Consider the following 21,392-nt stretch of genomic DNA (forward strand, 5'->3'; position numbering starts at 1 on the left):
GAATTATTGATTTTCTTTTGCATCATTAGAAATTATAGATCAATCCGATCCGGATCTTTCTCGGTGAGCTGTAGTTTCCTGGCTGGTCGAGTGCCAGTTCATAAAGTTCACGGTAGGATTCCGGGTTCAGTTGCTGATTGATCTGTGTTTGCCATTCATCGGCTGCCAGGTAACCATCATCATCCGGGTTGCCGGTAGCAGGATAGACGTTAAGAATGTTTTTGGCATTCAAAACATTCAATATCTGGAAATAAACGTTCATGTATGTTTTCCGGTGATTTTCACCCTTGCCCACACCGATTCGGATATCGCGGTCAACCCTGGCATCCATCCTGAAATTCCATGGCAGACGGGATCCGTTGAGTGAGCCCTGGATGACCAGGTTATTCTGGATAAGGGCAGGATAGATCTCGGATGACCTTGTGTAGGGTGTTCCGGAGCCACCGAACAGGGTTATATTGATACCTGTATTTTCCAGCCATTTGATGTTTCTCACATTGTCGGAGTCCTTCGCCTGTTTGCGTGTGACAGGGCCATTATATTCTACCCCCTCTCCCCAGCGATAGTCGAATGAAATATTGATACGGTGACGCTGATCGATATCGAGCGGATTGAGGGTACGGAGGTTTGGCTGGCCGGAACGGATGAAGGCCTGGGCAGTTTCAGGATTAGACCCGGTGCCATCGGCAAATTGAAGGGTGTAACTGGCGCGTACCCTCGCATTGTTTGTGCGACGCAGGTCATAGGTTAACGTCAGACCTTTGATAGTCCCAAAGTCAATGTTATTGTACGAATAATAGGTTGTGGGGTAAGCTCCTGTAAAACGGTAACTCTGGATCTTATCCCTGACCTCCCTGTAGAACGCTGAGATGTTCAGGGAAGAGGTCGGACCCAGTTTCTGCTGGAAACCAAGCTCATAGTCAATGGTCTTTTCGGGACGCAGGTTGGGGTTGTTAATGGTAGGATTTCCTCTGATCTCCCAGTAATAATAATCTGTGGGGGTTGAAAAGAAGTTGCTGGTGGGCCGCTGCGTTAAAATATCGTAATGGGCATAGAACAATGCTTCATCGGATATCGGAAAGGAGAAAGCGATCCTGGGCATGAAATTCAGGACAGGATCATAATCTTCAAATGCTTCAGCCTGTATGGTCCGGTTATTGGGATCCACCAGGTAAGGTGAAATGCCGTTGCCCGCATCCAGTTCAGTTTCAGGATTGACCACTTCAACACCTTTTTCATTGTACCAGACGCCTTCGTTGCGGTAACCCATTATTGAGGTGGGATTGTTTACATTATCCACGTAAACGACATAATCCTGACCCATGTTGGAAGGATGACTGCCAAGGTCATTGACCTCCTTGACCGTTTTGGCGGGATAAAGTACATACTGGTCTTTAAGGACCTTCTGATTGGCATCAAACCGGTCGACACGTAATCCGACATTGAAGATCAAGTCCCTGAAGGCAAAAACATCCTGTATGTAACCGGCCATATAGATGGGTTCGTAAGCACCGATGGCACGGGTGTAATTACCGTTATCATCTTTTTGTGTGAAAAAATCCTCAAAGCTGGGTTTTTCATCCAGCTTATTACCATAAGGATCATAACCGTAATAACCGACGATCTGGTCACCTTCATTGAGGAGCTCCTCAGGGCTGAACATATTGATATTCAGTCCATCCTCGAGCACTGCCTGGTGATTCACGCCATCTTTATCGAAATAATATAATGTGTGGGTATTGACATCATAGGATTCCACATCAATCCAATCCAGTCCGTCTACCGGTAGTCCAAGGGCCTGCCTGAGTTGTTTGTCGAAGAAGAATTGTGAATTCGCATCATACTTGCGGTAGTAGTTGATCGTATCCTGGAAGATGCCATCGACAAATACGGGTTGCGGGTTGGCCAGATCCAGTTCGCGGATATGCCAGTTCGTGGTCTGTACCATTTTTGACCAGAATTGTGTTGGCGCTACATTGTATCCGCTGGATGCACGCTGCTGGTACTGTAAACCAAACTGGATGGCATGGTTGCCGATATCTGCTGATGCCATCAGGTCAATCCCGATTTGTTCCGTATCGCTTTTGCCATAACCTGCCTGGAGGGTGCCAGGATTGGCCCACAGGCTGTAAATGCTTTCAGGACCTCTCCCGTTGAGTATACCTCCCTCACTCAGAATGACAGCGTTTCGGTTTGGAATGTAAGGATGCATTTCATAATACTGGCTGGTATAGTTGGCCAGGATTGGATTGGCTGTTCCGGGTTCAAAAGAATAGAGTGTATCCTGCCAGTTATCCATCAGATAACCATAGAGTCCTGCAACAGGGTCATACTCCTGGGTTGGCGTATAATTCCTGGTCTTGAAGGTTGTGAATTTACCAATATAGCCGTAGCTGAACAGGTCATCCCGGTGCTCTGAATCTTCCGTGACGCCCATCGTTTTTGTGTAGTCGGCCTGTATGGTATAGAATACATTTTTGATCAGTGATCTGCTTTCTTTGTCTGCAGGGAACCGCTGTGTAAATTTCCCGAACACCCTCCAGGTATTTCCGTAAGAGTGGCTGTTGTTGTCGTAATTGGTCAGGGAGTGGAAAAAATTGTAATTATAGGAATCGTACATGCTGTAGTTGCCTCCGAACGAAAGGTCAACGGTGGGGGATGTTCGCACATCGATCTTACCGGAAACGTTCACCTGGTAGTTTGCAGAATTCAGGGAGGAGTTGATTTTTTCCAGGTCTGTCTTGCGCAGGAAGTCCGTGTTGTAATAAGTACCCGAGCCTGTTCCGGTTGGTCGGAGCGGTCTTTCCTGGAGGGAAGTCAGTACTTCATCGTTCACCTTATACAGATCGGTGGCCGATGGCCGTCCATCTTTGTTGTAAATGAACTCACCTGCAATGAAGTAGCCCAGGAGCGAAACATTTTTGCTGGGATCTTTGCTTTTGATCAGGGGCCCGTTCAGGTTCAGTCCAACCCGGTTGTACCCGTAGGGATCAAGATACTGCGAGGTCTGGGCTTCAATGCCCATCCCGAATTTACGGGAAGGTCCTTTGGTGGTAACATTAATGATACCCCCGGTAGCATCGCCGTACTGCGCTGGTATGCCACCGAGTACCACGGACACCTGGTCGATGGCTGATTCAGGCAGGGCGGTGGATCCCGTGACACGTATGCCGTCAATATAGTAGATGGTGTTCTCAGAGCGCTGTCCGCGGATACTACCAACTTCGCCATCCGCTGAGTAAACACCTCCAACGGTCGTTGCCACGGCAGCAGCGGATTTATTCGGCATCTTGGAGATTTCCTCTGCCGTCACCGTACCCCCTGATGAGGTCTGGTCCTTGCTGATCAAAGGAACTTTATAATCAATCACTTCAAAGGTCTCCAGGGTGACCGTTGTCGATTCCATTTCAATATCGAGGAAGGTGATCTTGTCTGACCTGATGATCACACCGGTTACCATCTTGGATTTGTAGCCAACATAGGTGGCCTTGACATCATATGTTCCCGGATTGATGGGTTTGATCGTATAATTTCCGTCAAAGTCCGATGTGGCACCCCCTTTTTGGGCTCCCGTAACTTCTATGATAATGTTACAGAACGGGATCGGTTCTTTCGAATCTTTATCAAGGATCCGGCCTTTCAATGTCCCTGACTGGGAATATACAAGCATGCTGGCAGCAAGGAAAAACCCAACACTTAACAGTAAATTTCTCATCATACCATGCAGTTTAATTGTAGCTAAACTATCGATTCTTTAAAGTTGGTAAAGTTAGTAATAAATAATTTTTCCATCCAAATTTTTTGTCCGGCCCGGCCAATTTTTAGCGATAGGGTCTGTTCAGAATCTCCGAATAGAGAATGGCTTTCCTTAGATCAAAGGGAATGAATTCCTGAGAAATAGCCTCTGGTTCCACGGCTTCATCCGGTGCAAAAGGGAAGATTGCTTTTTCCCGGTCATATCCGAAGGCACTGATCCCTTCTTCAGTTGGAATCGTCTCAAGCGGTATTTCCGGCTTGCCGTATCGTTGTTTTTCCAGTTCCAGTTCCCGGATCGTCCTTTCGTCGTAGGAATAAGCCTCCGCAGGAAATTCAGTCTCCAGGGAAGTACCTTCACCAAGGATCTCCTGAAACACAGTTTCCAGGGTCGGTGGTCTCTGATCACCCATCCGTTGCGGTGGGGAGGATTGTCGCGGGGAATCCGCTGTCCTTTTTTTCTGCTTCTGGCTGCTGCGGTATGCGGCATAGACAATCCAAACGATACCAAGCAAAATATAGATCCAATCTTCCATGGTGGAAACGGTTTTAGTAGGGGATAAAATTAATGGGGTAAATATAGGGGTTTTTGCTGAACCGGAAATGAAAAAACAGTTTACGGCGAAGTTCGGTAAGTTTACGGTCTCATAAATGGCTGATCATCCTTATGACGAACTCCCTTTTTCGCCGGGAAACCGGTACAGGGCTTCCATCGGTCATCAGGATCTGTCCGCTTTCCTGCCTGTAAAAGCTTCTGATATGCCTCAGATTGATCAGATGGGATTTATGGGGACGAATGAAATGATGGTCTTTCAGTAACTCCTCAAATTCCTTCAGCGTTTTGGATACGAGCAGGGTTTTACCGTTGGTGAAAAAGAAACGGGTGTAGTAATTATCCGATTCGCAACGAATGATCGTTTCGATCTTGACAACGTGTAATTTTTCAGTGGTGGATAAGACGATCGTTTCCGGTTGATCCGGTGCATTTTTCATGTTTTCCAGCAAGGCACGGACATTTTCATTCACCTGACGGGACATTTTGTTCGCCTCGGCTTTTTCCACCGCTTTGACAAGTTCCTCCGGAATGATCGGTTTCAGAAGATAATCCAGCGCACTGTAGCGAATTGCCCTGATGGCATACTGGTCGAAGGCAGTTATGAAAATAATCTGGAAGGGATGTTCTCCAAGAAGTTCCAGTAGCTTAAAACCGCTGCCGTCGGGCATCTGGATATCCAGAAACAGCACATCAGGCTGCAGCTTCGTGATCATTTTAAGCCCGCTTTCAACCCCATCAGCAACGCCAATGACGTCAACCTGTTCGCAGTAACGCCGCAGCATCGCCATTAATGCGTCCTGTGATTTTTTTTCATCTTCGACAATGACAGCACGAAGCATATGATGGTCATTCTTGGTAATTTGCTCAGCCCTGCGGGCCTCGCGTGATTTATGGTCATTCCCTTTCCTTCCCCGATATCCGCACCTCAACCCTTGTTCCTGCTGCTTTCCCTTCGCCGTCCGTCAGGTCGATCACCCGTACCGAAAAATTTTCCTGGTGCATTTTATTCAGCAACTCCAGGCGTTCCCTGGTGATGAGCATGCCTCTGGATAAATGGTGCAACCCTGATTCCTTTCGGATTTCCATGGAGCGCTGCCTTCCAATTCCATTGTCTTCGATCACCCATAGAATGTGATCGTCTTCAAGGGATATCTTAACCTGAACGAAACCCTGGCCGGCTTTATGGACCAGACCGTGAATAATGGCGTTCTCGATGTAGGGTTGTATGATCATCGTGGGTATTTCGATTAATTCCGCATCAAATTCCGGATCAATTGCGATGCTGTAATCAAATTTATCGTTGTATCTTAACTTCTCAAGATCCATATAGTGGCGAAGTGCTTTCAGTTCATCCTCAACAGGAATGGATGATTCACGGGAATGGACCAGTATGGAACGCATCAGCTGGGAAAACTTTCCAAGATAATCAACGGCGCGGTCTGTTTCATTCTCCAGTATGAAACCCTGGATGGAGCTTAGCGTGTTGAAGATGAAATGCGGGTTCATTTGCAGCCGCAATGCCTGCAATTCTATGTCATAAAGCTGCTTTTCCATATCCAGCATCTTTTTTTCCACCTCATGCTTCCTGCGTAGCATTTTTATCCTGCGGTTTAGCAGATACCAGATCCCCGTGATGAAAAGTACGGCAAATGGAATTCTGAAAAACCAGGACTGATGCCACAATGGCTTGATAAGGATCGTTATGGAGGTACCTTGCTCATCCCAGATGCCATTGTTGTTGGATCCCCTGACGGTGAACAGGTAATTTCCCGGTTTTACCTTTGTGTAGGATGCTTGCCGGTTTTCCGCGGTTACCGTGGTCCAGATGTGATCATAATTCTGCAGCCTGTACCGGTACCTGTTTTTGGACGGATTGGTGAAATCCAGCGCTGAAAAGGTTATGGTGAAGAAATTCTCCCTGGAACTAAGTCGCACAGTATCCCCATCGTGAAGTTCAAAAGGAAACAGCCTGTCAAAAATGGCGAAGGAGGTGATGACAGTCTTTGGAGGGATGGGATTCAATTGGATATCCGAGGGATGAAATATGTTGACTCCATTCATCCCGCCAAAGTATAACTCTCCCTTAGGGTTTTTCCAGAGGGCACCAATGTTGAACTCGTTGCTCTGCAACCCATCGTTCACATCAAAGTTTATGAACAAACCGTTTTTTATGTCAAATTTTGATAACCCCCAGTTCGTACTGATCCACAGGTTCCCTTCATCATCTTCCAGGCAGCCATAGACCACCCTGCTGGGGAGCCCATGACGGGTATCGTACCTTTTAAATATCCCCGTTTGTAGATCCAAGCTGTTCAGTCCTCCGCCTTTCGTTCCTATCCAGAGTATACCCTGCTCATCTTCCAGAACAGATAGGATCTGTTGTGCACCTATGGTGGAGGTGTCGTTCTGATCGTGCAGGTAATGATCAAAGGTTCCCCGGTCGCAGTCATACCGGTTCAATCCGTTCCCGGTACCGATCCAGAGATCTCCCTCATGGTCCTCATAAATTGACCATACCTGGTTATTGCTAATGGATCCCGGTAACGCCGGATCCATCCTATACACCTTCCATTTTTTCTGTACCGGATCAAACCTGTTCAGTCCTCCGCCAGCAGTTCCTATCCATAAATAACCAGATCTGTCCTCTGCAATGCAGAGAATCTCATTGCTGCTTAAACAGTTCGCATCCCCTGGATCTGACCCGTAATGAGTGAATCTGTCTCTGAAGGGATCATATTTGTCCAGACCATTGGTTTGGGTACCTATCCAGAAGTTACCCTTCTTATCCCGGCAGATCACCCTGAGACTGTTGCTGGAAAGGCTGTTGACATTTCCGGGCTGATGTTGCTTATAGCTGAACTGTCCGGTCGTCCTGTCGAGGATATTCAGTCCGTTATCTGTTGCCATCCAGACTTTTTGGGATGGATCCTCGACGATCGAGATCACATAGTTGCTGTTCAGCGAATTGGATACATCGGGATTTTGCCTGTAATGCCGGAATTTGTTCGTAAACCGGTCGATTTTGTTGATTCCGTTGAACGTTCCTATCCACAATGTCCCTTTCCTGTCTTCATAAAGACTGAGGATGCGGTCATTGCTTGGACTGTTGGGATTGAATGACTGGTTGAAGAACCGGGTGAAGGTGCCGTTGACGGGATTCCGCCGGTTCAGCCCATTCTCTGTCCCAATCCAGAGTACCCCATCATCATCGGTTAACAGGGACGAGATCCGGCTGTCGGACAGGCTTGACGGATTCCCGGGGATGTGATGGAAGTGATAGAGGGTATCCTGACGCATATCGATCAGGCAGAGCCCGTCAAGGGTTCCCACCCATAGGAATCCGGATTCCCCGATAAGGATTTCCCTGACCATGTTGTGGGGGATGGTGTTGAGGTCTCCGGGAAGATGGTAATACCGCGTAACGCCGTATGTCTTTGTATCGAAACGGATGAGGCCCATTCTGGTTCCCATCCACAACAAACGGGTACCATCATATTTCATGTCCTGGATATCATTGCTTCGAAGGGGTGTATTGTCCTGGGGAAGGTTCAGAAAACTGGTGAACGTTTCTGATGAGCTTTCAAAAAAACACAGACCCTGGCGGGTTCCGATCCAGATCCTGCCATCCTTATCCTGAAGCAGGTCCGTTACATTATTGTGAACCAGGCTGGAGGGATTTGCCTTGTCATTACGGAAAGTTTTGAAGGTCCCTGATTTTCGGTCAAACCTGGTCAATCCTTCATCGGTCCCGATCCATAAATGGCCGTTTTCGTCCTCCAGAAGAGCCTGAATTGTCTGGCCACCAGTCTGATCGCCCGTATAAACCATAAAATCATATCCATCATACTTATTTAATCCATCCCAGGTACCGAACCACATATATCCTTCCGCGTCTTCTAAAATGCAATGGATCGAGTTCTGGGAGAGGCTTTTGCCGGGCGGATAATTTTGAAAAGACAAGCGCTTAAAATAGGAATGCAGATTGCCCTGGGCCGTAAGAACGGGTACCTGGCCGAGCTTCACCAGAACGAGTAGAAGGCATGCAATCAAGACAGGAGATGATATTTTAGGGAACTGATATTTCATTTCAAAATGCTCCCCGGAACAAGATTATCTGCACGATGAATTGAACAGACGATCGCACAATGATTTTTTTCGATGACGGTTAACATAGGCTGAGCGTTTTTTCAAAGATTTCATTTGAGCCAGTGTTGCCTCGGATTGTTTCTTTTTGTGCTTTTTCAGGGCATTCTGATAATCCTGATCGAATTGTTTCTGTTGGGCTAATAAACCTTCCTCAACGAGCTTCTCTTCCTTCAGGGCATTTTTTTCAGGGATTTTGTTAATTCTTTGAATTCTCCATGACTGGGTTATCTGACAGCCTGAAAAAAGGAGGAGAGCCAATACCAGGGGTATTATTTTTCCAGCTTTTATTCGAAGGCATTGTTTCAGCACCATCATTCAATGATTGAACAGACGAAATTAGTACCTTTGGCGTAATAAAAGAAGGAAAATCATTCCTTTTCACGTTTGAGGTCTTAAGAAAATTCCAAAGCAGCAAGGGAGAAGCAGCATGAACAGAGTACAGGATCCGGTCGTATTTGTCGCGGCGTTTATATTCGTTGTTATGGGTCTGTCCTGCAATAAGGAAAAACCCTGTCAGGACTTCCCGGATACCTATATCAACATTTCGCTCCAGCCTAATACGCTGGATAACATTCCAATAGGTGGGTATGTCTATGTGAGTGCCAATCAACCCAGCAGGGGGTTGATCGTTTACCGGCCCTTCACCGATCAGTTTATCGCGTTTGAGCGAACCTGTCCGTATGATCCCTATGCATGTTGCCTGGGGGGGAATATCACACAATGTGCAGCGCTGGTGGTAGAAGAGAACGGCTTCATCATCATTGACTCCTGCTGCATGTCAAGGTACCTGATGGTGGACGGATCCCCGTTTGAGGGGCCGTCACCCTGCCCGCTGTATCAGTACCAGACTTACTATGATGGGATTTATTTGAGGATCTTTAACTAGACCAGTTTCATATCGTACGGGAAAAATCCCAATCCCAAATTCCAAGCAAATCTCAAGCTTCAAATTCCAGCACATTGTCGGGTTTTGGAATTTATTTGGAATTTGGAATTTTCAGTATCTGTAATGATCCGGCTTGAAGGGTCCTTCTTTCGGCACGCCGATATAATCAGCCTGTTCCTGCGTCATCCGGGTGAGTTTTACACCCAGCTGCTCCAGGTGCAGACGGGCTACTTCTTCATCCAGTTTTTTCGGCAGACGGTAGACCCCGATCGCATAGTTGCTTTTCCAGAGGTCGATTTGTGCCAGCACCTGGTTGGTGAAAGAGTTACTCATCACAAACGAAGGGTGTCCGGTGGCACAGCCTAAATTCACAAGGCGGCCTTCAGCCAGCAGATAGATGGAACGGCCATCCGTGAACGTGAATCTGTCCACCTGGGGCTTGATGTTCGTATGTTTGATGCCCGGGAATGATTTCAGTTTATCCACCTGGATCTCATTATCAAAATGGCCAATATTGCAAACGATGGCTTCGTCTTTCATCCGTGCCATATGTTCGATGGTGATCACATCGCGGTTTCCGGTGGCTGTCACGAAAATATTCCCTACTGACAGCACATCTTCCACCCTGGCAACCTGGAAGCCTTCCATGGCAGCCTGCAGGGCGCAGATCGGATCTACTTCCGTGATCACTACCCGTGCACCGTACGCCCTCATGGATTTGGAGCAGCCTTTGCCTACGTCACCATATCCGAGAACCACCACGACCTTGCCGGCGATCATCACTCCGGTAGCCCTTTTTAATCCGTCAGCCAGCGATTCGCGGCACCCATACAGGTTATCGAATTTCGACTTCGTCACCGAGTCGTTGACGTTGATGGCAGGGGCCAGTAGCGTACCGGCTTCTTTCATCTGATACAGCCTGTGCACGCCGGTGGTTGTCTCTTCCGAAACGCCCCTCCATTCGACAACGGTCCGGTGCCATTTGGTCTTGTCCTCGACGAACCACTCCTTCAGGGTTCTCAGGATAGCGGCTTCTTCTTCGTTGGAGGGTTCCTTTTTCAATAATTCAGGATCGTTTTCCACGGCATACCCCTTATGGATCATCAGTGTAGCATCGCCTCCATCATCTACAACCAGGTGAGGGCCTTTTCCCCCGGGAAAGGTCAGGGCCTGTGTGGTACACCACCAATATTCCTCCAGAGTTTCACCCTTCCAGGCAAAAACCGGAATGCCCCTGGCAGCGATGGCTGCGGCTGCGTGATCCTGTGTCGAGAAGATATTGCAACTGGACCATCTTACATCAGCTCCCAGTTCCACCAGCGTTTCAATCAATACCGCAGTCTGGATGGTCATATGTAACGAACCGGTGATTCGGGCTCCTTTCAGCGGCTTTTCCTGTGTGTAGCGTTTCCGGATGGTCATCAGTCCCGGCATTTCTTTCTCGGCCATTTCCATTTCCCTGCGCCCCCATTCGGCCAGGCTGATATCTTTTACCCTGTAATTCAACGCTTTTCCAACAGCAAGTTCTTCCATATTCGGTTTATTTAAAATTATTTTAAATTACATATATTTGCGGGTGCAAAAGTACAAAAAATTGCAGTAAGCTAAAAGTTGCAGACTGCAAGCTGAAAGCTTTTTCGAAACTGTCAAATTGTTAAATTGTTCTTCTGGCTACCGGTGACTGGCTAAAGGCTACCGGCTGCCTGAAGACCAGGAGACCAGGAGACCTGAGAACCTGAAGACCTGAGAACCTGAAGACCTGAGAACCTGTAACATGTGACTATGACCATTCCCGACATCCATGCCGAACTCCATCACCGGATCCTGGTCCTGGACGGTGCCATGGGTACCATGATCCAGCGGTACAGGCTGACGGAGGGCGATTTCCGCGGGGACCTATTCGGGGATCACCCGGTCGCCCTGAAGGGATGCAATGACCTGCTGAGCCTTTCCAGACCGGATATCATTACGAAGATCCACGGCAAGTACCTGGATGCCGGCGCCGATATCATCGAGACCAATACGTTCAACGCCACCCGCATTTCGCTGGCTGATTACCAGATGGAATCACGCGTATATGCGATCAACCTTGCTGCCGCCCGGCTGGCCAGTGAGGTGGCCAGACTGTACACGACCCGGGATCCACTGAAGCCCCGTTTTGTCGCTGGCGCGATCGGACCTACCAGCAAAACAGCCTCTTTATCGCCCGATGTGAACAACCCCGGCTTCCGTGCCGTTAGCTTTGACGACCTCAAGGAGAGCTATGCAGAACAGGTGGAAGGCCTTTTGGATGGCAGCGTCGATGTGCTGCTGGTGGAAACCGTCTTTGACACACTGAATGCCAAGGCAGCCCTGATGGCCATCCAGGAAGTGGCCCGTAAAAAGGGAAAAAGGTTACCCGTTATGGTTTCCGGCACGATCACCGACACTAGCGGCCGTACACTGTCGGGGCAGACCATCGAAGCGTTCCTGTACTCTTTGTCGCATATCAACCTGCTCAGCATCGGGTTGAACTGTGCCCTGGGAGCCCGCGAGATGCGGCCTTATCTGGAAACGTTATCGCAACTGGCTCCTTTTTACGTGAGCGCCTATCCCAATGCAGGATTGCCCAATCAGTTAGGGGCCTACGATGAAACTCCTGAGCAGATGTCGGGCTTTATGGAAGATTTCGTATCCAGCCGGTTTGTCAACATCATTGGCGGATGCTGCGGTACCACACCGGAGCATATCGCCCTGCTTTCTGAGCTGGCAGGACGGTATGAGACAAGAAAAGTGCCTCCGCGGCAGCCTTCCTTGCATCTGAGCGGCCTGGAACCTCTCCTGATTTACGAAGGGAGCAACTTCATCAATATTGGCGAAAGGACGAATGTAAGCGGATCTGTAAAATTCGCCCGGCTGATCCGCCAAAAGAAATACGAGGAGGCCCTTTCCATAGCACGCCACCAAGTGGAAAACGGCGCGCAGGTGATCGACGTGAACCTGGACGACGCCCTGCTGGATGCCGAAAAGGAGATGACCGCCTTCCTGAACATGATGGCCTCCGACCCGGATATTGCACGCGTGCCCGTGATGATCGACTCTTCAAAATGGACGGTCATTGAAGCCGGTTTAAAATGCCTGCAGGGTAAAGGCATCGTCAATTCCATCAGCCTGAAGGATGGGGAGGAACTTTTCTGCGGGCGGGCCCGGAGAATACGGGACTATGGTGCTGCCACAATCGTAATGGCATTCGACGAAGAGGGACAGGCGATGAACCTCGAACGGAAAACAGCGATCTGCAAACGGGCGTATAAGCTTCTGACTCAGAACGCCGGTTTTCCTCCGGAGGATATCATTTTCGATCCCAATATATTGACCATCGGAACAGGCATTGAGGAACATAACAATTATGCCGTCGATTTTATCCGTGCCATCAGGTGGATCAAGGAGAATTTGCCTTATGCTAAAACCAGCGGAGGGATCAGCAACCTTTCCTTCGCCTTCAGGGGAAATGAAACGGTAAGGGAGGCGATGCATTCCGCATTCCTTTACCATGCGATCAGGGCAGGGCTGGATATGGGCATTGTGAATGCGGGTATGCTCCAGGTGTACGATGAAATTCCTGCCATACTTTTAGGGCTGGTGGAAGATCTGATCTTCAACCGGAGAAAGGATGCGACCGAACGGTTGCTTCATTATGCAGAGACGATCAAAGACAGCGGCAGGACAGAAGTTGTCATCGATGAATGGCGGAAAGGCACCGTATCCGAACGGCTTATCCATGCCCTGGTCAAAGGCATTGTGGAATTTATTGAACAGGATGTGGAAGAGGCCCGGTCATCTTTTCCCCGCGCTCTGGACATCATCGAGGGACCGTTGATGGAAGGGATGAACAGGGTAGGCGAACTGTTTGGATCGGGGAAGATGTTCCTGCCCCAGGTGGTCAGAAGCGCCCGCGTGATGAAAAAAGCGGTGGGCGTGCTGACTCCCTATCTGGAGAGGGAAAAGCAGGCAACGGGCAAAAAGACATCTCCAGGTAAGATTATCCTTGCTACCGTGAAGGGAGATGTCCACGACATTGGGAAGAACATCGTTGGGATTGTGATGGCCTGCAACAACTACGAGATCGCCGACCTGGGCGTGATGGTGCCCTGCGAACGTATCCTGCAGGAGGCAAAGGAACAACAGGCGGATATCATTGGATTAAGCGGGCTGATCACCCCATCCCTTGAAGAGATGATCCATGTGGCGTCCGAAATGGAACGGCAGGGCTTTACGATCCCCTTGCTCATTGGCGGCGCCACCACCTCTGAGATGCACACGGCGGTTAAAATTGCCCCCGTATTCTCCGGACCGGTCATCCATGTCAGGGACGCTTCAAAAAGTGTGGGCGTGGCCTCCAGCCTGCTCTCTTCTGATATCAAACCAGCCTTTCTCCAGGATATCCAAACTCGTTACGAAGGCTTAAAAAGTAAGTACGGTAGCATTCAATCCGAAGCCCGCTATGTCAGCCTGGAAGAAGCCCGTAACAATAAACTGCACCCCGACTGGCCAAATGTATCCATCCATCGCCCTAAGACACTTGGTAATTTATCATTTCCAAATTATTCTCCGGAGGAGATAAAGCATTACATTGATTGGACATTCTTTTTCCATGCCTGGAAGCTTCGGGGAAAGTACCCGGCTATTTTTAATGATCCGGTAAAAGGAGACGAAGCGAAAAAGTTGTACCATGATGCCCGGAAACTTTTGGATGAGATCACCCACGAAGAGTTGCTTCGGGCCAGCGGTGTCATTGGACTGTATCCGGCCAGTTCCTCGGGAGATGATGTGCTGGTGTACCGGGACGAAACCCGGAAAAAGATCCTTGCCACCTTCCATTTTCTCAGGAACCAGCAACTGAAGGAGGATGAATCACCGAACCTCTGCCTGGCCGACATCATTGCACCGGTTGAATCGGGGCGTATGGATTATATCGGAGGCTTTGCCGTAACGGCCGGATTGAACATTGAAAAAGGTCTCGCGCTGTACGAACGCCAGCACGACGATTACAAGAGCATCATGCTCAAGATCCTGGCCGACAGGCTGGCGGAGGCATTTGCCGAGCTGCTGCACCGGCGGGTGAGGAAAGAGTTCTGGGGATACGCGGCGGATGAGGACCTTGACCTGCCTGCCCTGCTGAATGATCAGTACACAGGAATCCGGCCCGCCCCGGGATATCCTGCCTGTCCGGAACATTCGGAGAAGCGGATATTGTTCGATCTTCTACATGCTGAAGAAATCGCGGGCATTACCCTGACTGAAAGCTACATGATGGTTCCGGCCGCTTCGGTGTGCGGCTATTACTTTGCCCATCCCTTTGCGCGGTATTTCAACCTGGGAAGGATCGGCAGAGACCAGGTGAAGGATTATGCTCTCAGAAAAAATATCGATTTTCAAGCTGCAGAAAAATTATTGAACCAAAACCTAAATTACTGAGCCCTATGAAGGTCACCGACCACCTCAAAAAGACCGGACAGGTCATGTTCAGTTTTGAGATCATTCCTCCGGCGCGGGGAAAAAGTCTCAAGAATATCACCGACATCGTGGAGGAACTGCAGCCTTTCCGACCACCCTTTATCGATGTGACCGGCCATTCGGCAGAAGCATCCTATGAGGAGCTGAGCGACGGTGCGATCCGCAGGCGGATCCGGCGCAAGCGGCCGGGTACCATCGGGATATCGGGAGTCATCCAGAACCGGTATAACATCGATACGGTGGCCCACCTGTTGTGCCGGGGATTTACCCGTGAAGAAACGGAAGATGCCCTGATCGAGCTTAATTTTCTGGGCATTCAGAACGTGTTTGCACTGCGCGGGGATGAAACCAATTATCTGCAGAACCAGCGAAACGGAGACTCCTCCAACGCTTTTGCCGCCGACCTGGTGCGGCAGATCAGCGACCTGAAGCGGGGGAAATACCTCGAGGATATCCTGAACTCTCATCAGATTGATTTTTGCATTGGTGTGGCCGGCTATCCCGAAAAGCATTTCGAAGCGCCCAACCTCAGGACCGACATCCGGTATCTGAAGCAAAAGGTGGATGCCGGGGCGGATTACATCGTTACGCAGATGTTCTTCGACAATATCCATTTTTACCGCTTTCTCGAATTATGCGAAAAAGAGGGCATCCGGGTGCCCGTCATTCCCGGCCTGAAGATCCTGAACAATGCGGCCCAGCTGAACTCCATCCCCCGCAAGTTCTATGTGAACTTTCCGGATGAGCTGGTGGACAAGGTGATGGCCCATCCCGACGATGCCAAGAGCATCGGCATCGAATGGGGAATCCGGCAATCGGAAGATCTTATAAATAATGGACAGACGCACCTGCATTATTATGTGATGAACGACGTGGCGTCGGTGAGCAAGGTGCTGGCGGAGTGCCGGGGTAGGTGATGTAAAAAGAGATGATATCCCGCGCCAGGGGATGTCATCCCTTTAGCAAATCCTGTGTCGGGACTGATCAGGTAACAATCTTCAAGATTGGCATTCGTGGCTAAAGGATTCCGGAGCGCCCATTCCTGGGAGAAGGTTGGGAATGTCAATGTAATCAAGAAGAACGTCAAAACCGGATGAGCATAGTACATGATAAATTCGGGATAAACGATGAAAATATAGTACAAGAGTAAATATACGGCATTTCTTGTCATTTAAGAACAGAATAATGATATATTTTGGAATTTCGCAGGTGAGATCTCTTTTTACCCTGGAATCAATACAAAAAAATATTAAAATATGATTGGAAATATTACATAAAAGATTAATTTTATCCCCTGAATCATTATAAAAGTATATGTTTGAACGGACCCTTATTGAATCTCTTGAAAATTGGAAAGGTAAGAAAAACCGAAAACCCCTTGTTTTAAGAGGGGCACGACAGGTCGGAAAGACCTCTATTGTGAAAATGTTTTCCGGGAGTTTTGAACAATATGCTTATTTGAATCTTGACAGGCAGGAGGATAGGGCACTTTTTGAAAATGATCTGCCATATCAGGCTTTGCTGGATCTGCTTTTTTTTAGGAAACAGATAGGGAAAAATGCCGGTAGGACCCTGGTTTTTATTGATGAAATACAGAACTCACCTCGCGCGGTCAGTTTGCTTCGCTACTTCTATGAGGATAATCCCGAACTTTACGTGATTGCCGCCGGATCACTGCTTGAGTCGCTGATCGATAACCAGATCAGCTTCCCTGTAGGAAGAGTTGAATACCTTGCCATGCATCCCTGTTCATTTGAGGAGTATCTTAGAGCAACCGGTGAGGATAAATCGTTGGAAATAGTATCTCAAATGCCGGTTCCGGAGTATGCTCACAGCAGGCTGAGTGAACTGTTCCGTCAATATACCATCATTGGTGGTATGCCGGAGGTGGTGGCCAATTATACCGAGAACAGAGACATTGTCAAGCTGCGGCCGATCTATGACAGTTTGGTCACATCGTATCTCGACGACGTTGAAAAGTATGGACGCAACACTACGATGATCCATGTCATACGGCACATTATCCGGTCTTCATTCCATTATGCTGGGAAACGAATCAAATTCGAAAGCTTTGGTAATTCCAATTACAGGTCAAGGGAAACCGGGGATGCCTTCCGAACGCTTGAAAAAGCGATGCTGCTTCAATTGGTCTACCCGGCAGTCAACGCGCGGTTGCCCATGGATATAAAGCACCGGACACCAAAACTGCAACTGCTCGATACCGGTCTGCTGAACCATATGGTAGGATTGCAGGGCGAATTATTGGGTGAGATTTCCATCGAGAATACCTGGAGGGGAAAAGTTGCGGAACATATTACTGGCCAGGAATTGTATTCCACTGAGAGTTCTGTTCTTGGAAAACTAAATTATTGGTTGAGGGATGTCAAAAATTCCCAGGCTGAAGTTGACTTTGTCATACCATTTCTGGGGCTTTTGATACCCGTGGAGGTTAAATCCGGAAGCAGTGGGAAGTTAAAGTCACTTCATCTGTTTATGGACCAGGCACCTCATTCCTGGGCTGTAAGGATTTATACCGGTAAAATGAATCTGGAGCGAATCATCACACCAGCAGGAAAATCATTTACATTGATCAATATTCCTTTTTATCTCGCAGGCAAGATAATTAAGGTACTGGAACACACGTGCAAAATATAATCCCCTTATTGGATTGTCACTTTTATTCTGATGATCCCCGAAAACCGGATTATCAAATCTACGGATTTTTAGACCAAATTTTTCCTATTTTTGTAAAAATTCTTATCTGAACGAAATAACCCCACTTACTTCATGAGAAAATTTAAGATCCTTACGCTGATCCTTTTTTTGCAATTCGTTGCCTTTGGCCAGACCAAACTCCTCACCGTTGAGGACGCCAGCGGCATGAACAGAGCCCTTTTCCCAAAAACCCTGCGAAATTTGCAGTGGAAAGGGACCAGCGATTATTTCACCTATATTGACAACAACAGCCTGCTGTCCGGGCATGTCAGTTCCGAGAGCCGTGAAACGATCCTGACCCTCGCCAAACTCAATTCCCTGCTAAAAAACCTGGACTCCGACACGCTGAAACAGTTTCCTTCGGTCACCTGGCTGTCATCCGACAAATTCATGTTCTCCCTCCAGCAAAGGATCTTTACTTTTGAGCCCGATACAGGATCCCTGGTCAAGGTAAACGCTTATCCTGATAAAGCAGCAAATATTGACATGGATCAGAACACGCTGTCAGTAGCGTATACCCTGGAGAATAATTTGTATATAGCTATTGATAATCAGCAGATTAAAGTCACAAATGATCACGATAAAGGGATCATCAACGGTCAGGCGGTCCACCGCAATGAATTTGGCATCAACCAAGGCACCTTCTGGTCCCCAAAGGGAAATTACCTTGCCTTTTACCGGATGGACGAGACGATGGTGACCGACTACCCGCTGGTTAACATCGCGTCGCGTCCGGCGGAACTGAAAAACATCAAGTATCCCATGGCCGGCATGACCAGCCACCAGGTGACAGTGGGGGTGTTCGATCCGCGGACAAAGGAAACTGTTTTTATGAAGACGGGCGATCCAAAGGAACAGTACCTGACCTGCGTGACCTGGAGCCCCGATGAACAATCGGTTTACATCGCCCTGCTGAACCGCGATCAGAACCATCTCAAGCTGAACCAGTACGATGCCCAAACCGGTGCTTTTATCCAGACTCTGCTCGAGGAGACCGACAAGGAGTATGTCGAACCCGAGCATCCCCTTTATTTCCTCAACTCCAGACCCGACCGGTTCATCTGGTTCAGCGAACGCGATGGTTACAGCCATCTTTACCTGTATTCGACCGACGGGATCCTGATCCGTCAGATCACCGACGGAAGCTGGAACGTTTCGGAGTTCCTCGGAACCGATCCCTCCGATGAAAAGGTATTCTATCTATCCAATGAGCTGAGCCCTGTTCAGCAGCACATTTACTCGAAAGATCTCACATCCGATGTGACGCGGAAATATTCCAAGCTGAAAGGGACTCACAGCGCCATCCTGAACAAAAGCGGGCAGTACCTGATCGATATCAACAGCAGCTGGAGCGAACACATCGCCAACGAATACGACCTGATCAACAACAAGGGCAGGATTGTCCAGGTACTGCAGGATAACTCCGATCCCCTGAAAGAATACAAACTGGGAGAGACCACGGTCTTTACGATCAGGGGCAGGCACAGCGACGACCTCTATTGCCGTATGATCAAACCCATCGATTTCGATCCTTCAAAGAAGTACCCGGTATTTCTCTATGTCTATGGCGGACCTCATTCACAGCTTGTGACCGACTCGTGGCTGGCAGGTGCCGGATTGTTCCTGAACTACATGGCGCAGCAGGGGTATGTCGTTTTCACGCTCGACAACCGGGGAACGGATAACCGCGGAATGAGTTTTGAGCAGGCCATCTTCCGGAACTTGGGTGCTGCGGAGGTCGAAGACCAGATGAGCGGCGTGGAATACCTGGTAACCCTGGATTTTGTCGATCCCAGCCGTATTGGGGTGAATGGCTGGAGCTATGGGGGATTCATGACGATTTCGATGATGCTCCGGCATCCTGAAGCGTTCAAGGCGGGTGTGTGCGGCGGGCCGGTCACCGACTGGAAGTACTACGAGGTAATGTACGGGGAGCGGTACATGGATACTCCGGAAACGAATCCGGAGGGGTACAGGGCTTCTTCATTGCTGGATATGGCTGGCAATCTCAAAGGCAAGCTGCTGTTGATCCACGGGACAGAAGATCCCACCGTGGTGTGGCAGCAGAGTCTGGACTTCATCGATCAGAGTGTAAAGGCTGGGGTTGATGTGGATTATTTTGTCTACCCGGGCCACGGGCATGGAGTTGGCGGCAAGGACCGCGTGCACCTGAACCAGAAAATCATCGATTATTTCAAGGAGAATTTATAAGATATCTGATGCACGATGTACAGATATCTGATGTATGATTTAAATCCCAAATCAACTATCCGTTAATCGTTAATCAGATATCAAAAAAGTCCCGTCAGGGACTTTTTGCGTGAGCCACTCATGGGACTCGAACCCACGACCTGTTCATTACGAGTGAACTGCTCTACCAGCTGAGCTAAAGTGGCTTGATATTCATTTGGCGGTGCAAATGTAAGAATAATTTTATTTCCACAGCACGGATTGCCGGTTAAGGATGCAATACCCTGAAAGGATTACCGGTCAGTAACGTTCGTAACCTTTGTAGATTCTTGAGATCTCAGGGGGATAGAGCGTCCCCGTATAAGAAACCTGCCCGGACGTAGTACTCCTGATGGTGGCGTCAGCGCGGCCGTCGTCGGTCACCACGCAGTGAATATCGTATGTCCCCAGATTGGTGAAGACGATGATCAGCACGTTATAGGCAACGTATTTCTTTTTTTCGACCCGTGTTACCTCGTATTTGGACACACTTCCTGAGATGGTGACCCCGCCCACTCCGTTCCAGCCGGCCCCGGTGGCCGAACCCAACTGCATGGTTGCATTTGCTGAATCGATGATGATGAAATTAATGGAGGGATTGACCGGGATGGGAACGCCGCTTTTCCCGGAAATATAGTCCGCTTCCAGGACGAATCTTTGGTTTTCGATCATGGTTCGTGTGACCTGCTTCATCCACTCTTCCTGCTTACGCCTGGCTTCCTTTTTACTTTCTTTGGAGGTAATTTTCGATGAATCCTGACCGGAGATCTGGTCAGCCTGGCCAAAACCCTGGCAGGCCAGCAGCATGCTCAAGGCAATAATTAAAAATCGGTTCATGATACAGATATGATTTAAGCCACCAAATCAACAATTATCAAGCCAGACCGGGTGCATAAGGATCAGATTCTGATCGTTACAAGTGAATGGTACGGAATGGCCCGGTAGATGGTGATGGCATCGTCCTGGCCGACATAAATCCTTATCCACGGCCTGTAATCAGGTACCTGAAAACGAAACAGATCACCGAGGAAAAGACTGGCGTAACGATTCCGGTTGGTTTTGATGAAATGTTTAAAGACTTCATTTTTCTGATCGGCCTCCCCTGTCTGCATGACGATCAATTCTATGTCTTTATTCAGATAAAGATGAAAGGTTGCGGGAGGCGGGGGGGTGGTATCGCGGACCGTTTCCTGACGGGCTGCCTCAATAGTGTCGGCCGGGGCTTTCTGGACGATGATTGGCTCTTTGATGATCGTTGATCGGCAGGAGTCAACCTTGAAGGGTTCTCCAAACAGCCGGAAAAAAGCCGAGCGATGTATTCTGGAAAAAATCGGACTCATTTTCACCTGGTGTACTTTGGCCTGGTGGATCACCACACCCTGCAGTTCGAGCACAAGAAGGCTGTCATGCATATCGAGGGTGAGGCAGATGGAATCATTTTTAGCCATTGTCAGCCGTGATTGCAGGAAGGATTCTTCCCTGCGAAGATCGAAAATGGCGTCACGGGCCAGCAGCCTGTCCGGAGCATTCAGGGAGGTGTCGGCATATAATTCGTTGATTTTCTTCACTTCCTGCCGGGGTGTCCTCCAGGCCAGGATGAAAGCCCAGGCC

At 48.8% G+C, this 21,392-nt stretch carries 13 protein-coding genes and 1 tRNA gene; 5 read left to right on the forward strand and 9 right to left on the reverse strand.

The genetic code is table 11. The features are described from left to right. Nucleotides 1–25 precede the first annotated feature (25 nt). From PKI34_10260 to PKI34_10280, 5 genes are all read right to left on the reverse strand, one after another. Nucleotides 26–3,718, reverse strand: a complete 3,693-nt coding sequence (locus PKI34_10260; protein HNS18191.1) for a carboxypeptidase-like regulatory domain-containing protein — start codon at nucleotides 3,716–3,718, stop codon at nucleotides 26–28. Nucleotides 3,719–3,821: 103 nt separating this feature from the next. Beyond that, on the reverse strand, nucleotides 3,822–4,289 hold the full coding sequence (locus PKI34_10265; GenBank protein ID HNS18192.1) for a hypothetical protein: 468 nt from the start codon (nucleotides 4,287–4,289) through the stop codon (nucleotides 3,822–3,824). Nucleotides 4,290–4,398: 109 nt separating this feature from the next. Beyond that, nucleotides 4,399–5,148 carry a LytTR family DNA-binding domain-containing protein gene (locus PKI34_10270; GenBank protein ID HNS18193.1) on the reverse strand — a complete coding sequence of 250 codons (750 nt, stop codon included), beginning with the start codon at nucleotides 5,146–5,148 and terminating at the stop codon, nucleotides 4,399–4,401. Between the two features lie 55 nt (nucleotides 5,149–5,203). Beyond that, the gene (locus tag PKI34_10275; protein HNS18194.1) at nucleotides 5,204–8,359 is read right to left on the reverse strand and encodes a two-component regulator propeller domain-containing protein; all 3,156 of its coding nucleotides are present in this window, start codon (nucleotides 8,357–8,359) and stop codon (nucleotides 5,204–5,206) included. A gap of 60 nt (nucleotides 8,360–8,419) precedes the next feature. Then, entirely contained in the window at nucleotides 8,420–8,767 is a 348-nt protein-coding gene (locus PKI34_10280; protein ID HNS18195.1) for a hypothetical protein, read from the reverse strand. A gap of 115 nt (nucleotides 8,768–8,882) precedes the next feature. On the opposite strand from PKI34_10280, the gene PKI34_10285 reads away from it, so the two are divergent. Next, on the forward strand, nucleotides 8,883–9,341 hold the full coding sequence (locus PKI34_10285; protein ID HNS18196.1) for a hypothetical protein: 459 nt from the start codon (nucleotides 8,883–8,885) through the stop codon (nucleotides 9,339–9,341). A gap of 111 nt (nucleotides 9,342–9,452) precedes the next feature. Here PKI34_10285 and ahcY read toward each other — a convergent pair whose 3' ends face one another. Further along, entirely contained in the window at nucleotides 9,453–10,874 is a 1,422-nt protein-coding gene (ahcY, locus tag PKI34_10290) for an adenosylhomocysteinase (protein ID HNS18197.1), read from the reverse strand. A gap of 249 nt (nucleotides 10,875–11,123) precedes the next feature. Here ahcY and metH point away from each other — a divergent pair, with 249 nt between their 5' ends. From metH to PKI34_10310, 4 genes are all read left to right on the forward strand, one after another. Further along, the gene (metH, locus tag PKI34_10295) at nucleotides 11,124–14,798 is read left to right on the forward strand and encodes a methionine synthase (protein ID HNS18198.1); all 3,675 of its coding nucleotides are present in this window, start codon (nucleotides 11,124–11,126) and stop codon (nucleotides 14,796–14,798) included. Between the two features lie 5 nt (nucleotides 14,799–14,803). Further along, entirely contained in the window at nucleotides 14,804–15,754 is a 951-nt protein-coding gene (locus PKI34_10300) for a methylenetetrahydrofolate reductase (GenBank protein HNS18199.1), read from the forward strand. Between the two features lie 397 nt (nucleotides 15,755–16,151). Further along, the gene (locus tag PKI34_10305; GenBank protein HNS18200.1) at nucleotides 16,152–17,492 is read left to right on the forward strand and encodes an AAA family ATPase; all 1,341 of its coding nucleotides are present in this window, start codon (nucleotides 16,152–16,154) and stop codon (nucleotides 17,490–17,492) included. A gap of 132 nt (nucleotides 17,493–17,624) precedes the next feature. Beyond that, nucleotides 17,625–19,763 (forward strand): DPP IV N-terminal domain-containing protein, encoded by a 2,139-nt coding sequence (locus tag PKI34_10310; protein ID HNS18201.1) that lies wholly within the window; start codon nucleotides 17,625–17,627, stop codon nucleotides 19,761–19,763. A gap of 112 nt (nucleotides 19,764–19,875) precedes the next feature. Here the strand turns inward: PKI34_10310 and PKI34_10315 are convergent. The 3 genes from PKI34_10315 to PKI34_10325 all read right to left on the reverse strand — a co-directional run. Next, nucleotides 19,876–19,948 (reverse strand) — tRNA-Thr (locus tag PKI34_10315). A 94-nt stretch (nucleotides 19,949–20,042) separates the two neighbouring features. Beyond that, nucleotides 20,043–20,618, reverse strand: coding sequence for a DUF4251 domain-containing protein (locus tag PKI34_10320; GenBank protein HNS18202.1), 576 nt, complete (start codon nucleotides 20,616–20,618; stop codon nucleotides 20,043–20,045). Between the two features lie 62 nt (nucleotides 20,619–20,680). Further along, nucleotides 20,681–21,392, reverse strand: a 712-nt coding sequence (locus PKI34_10325) for a hypothetical protein (protein HNS18203.1), incomplete at its 5' end; no start/stop codon positions are given.

Source organism: Bacteroidales bacterium (assembly GCA_035342335.1).
Classification (GTDB): domain Bacteria; phylum Bacteroidota; class Bacteroidia; order Bacteroidales; family JAGONC01; genus JAGONC01.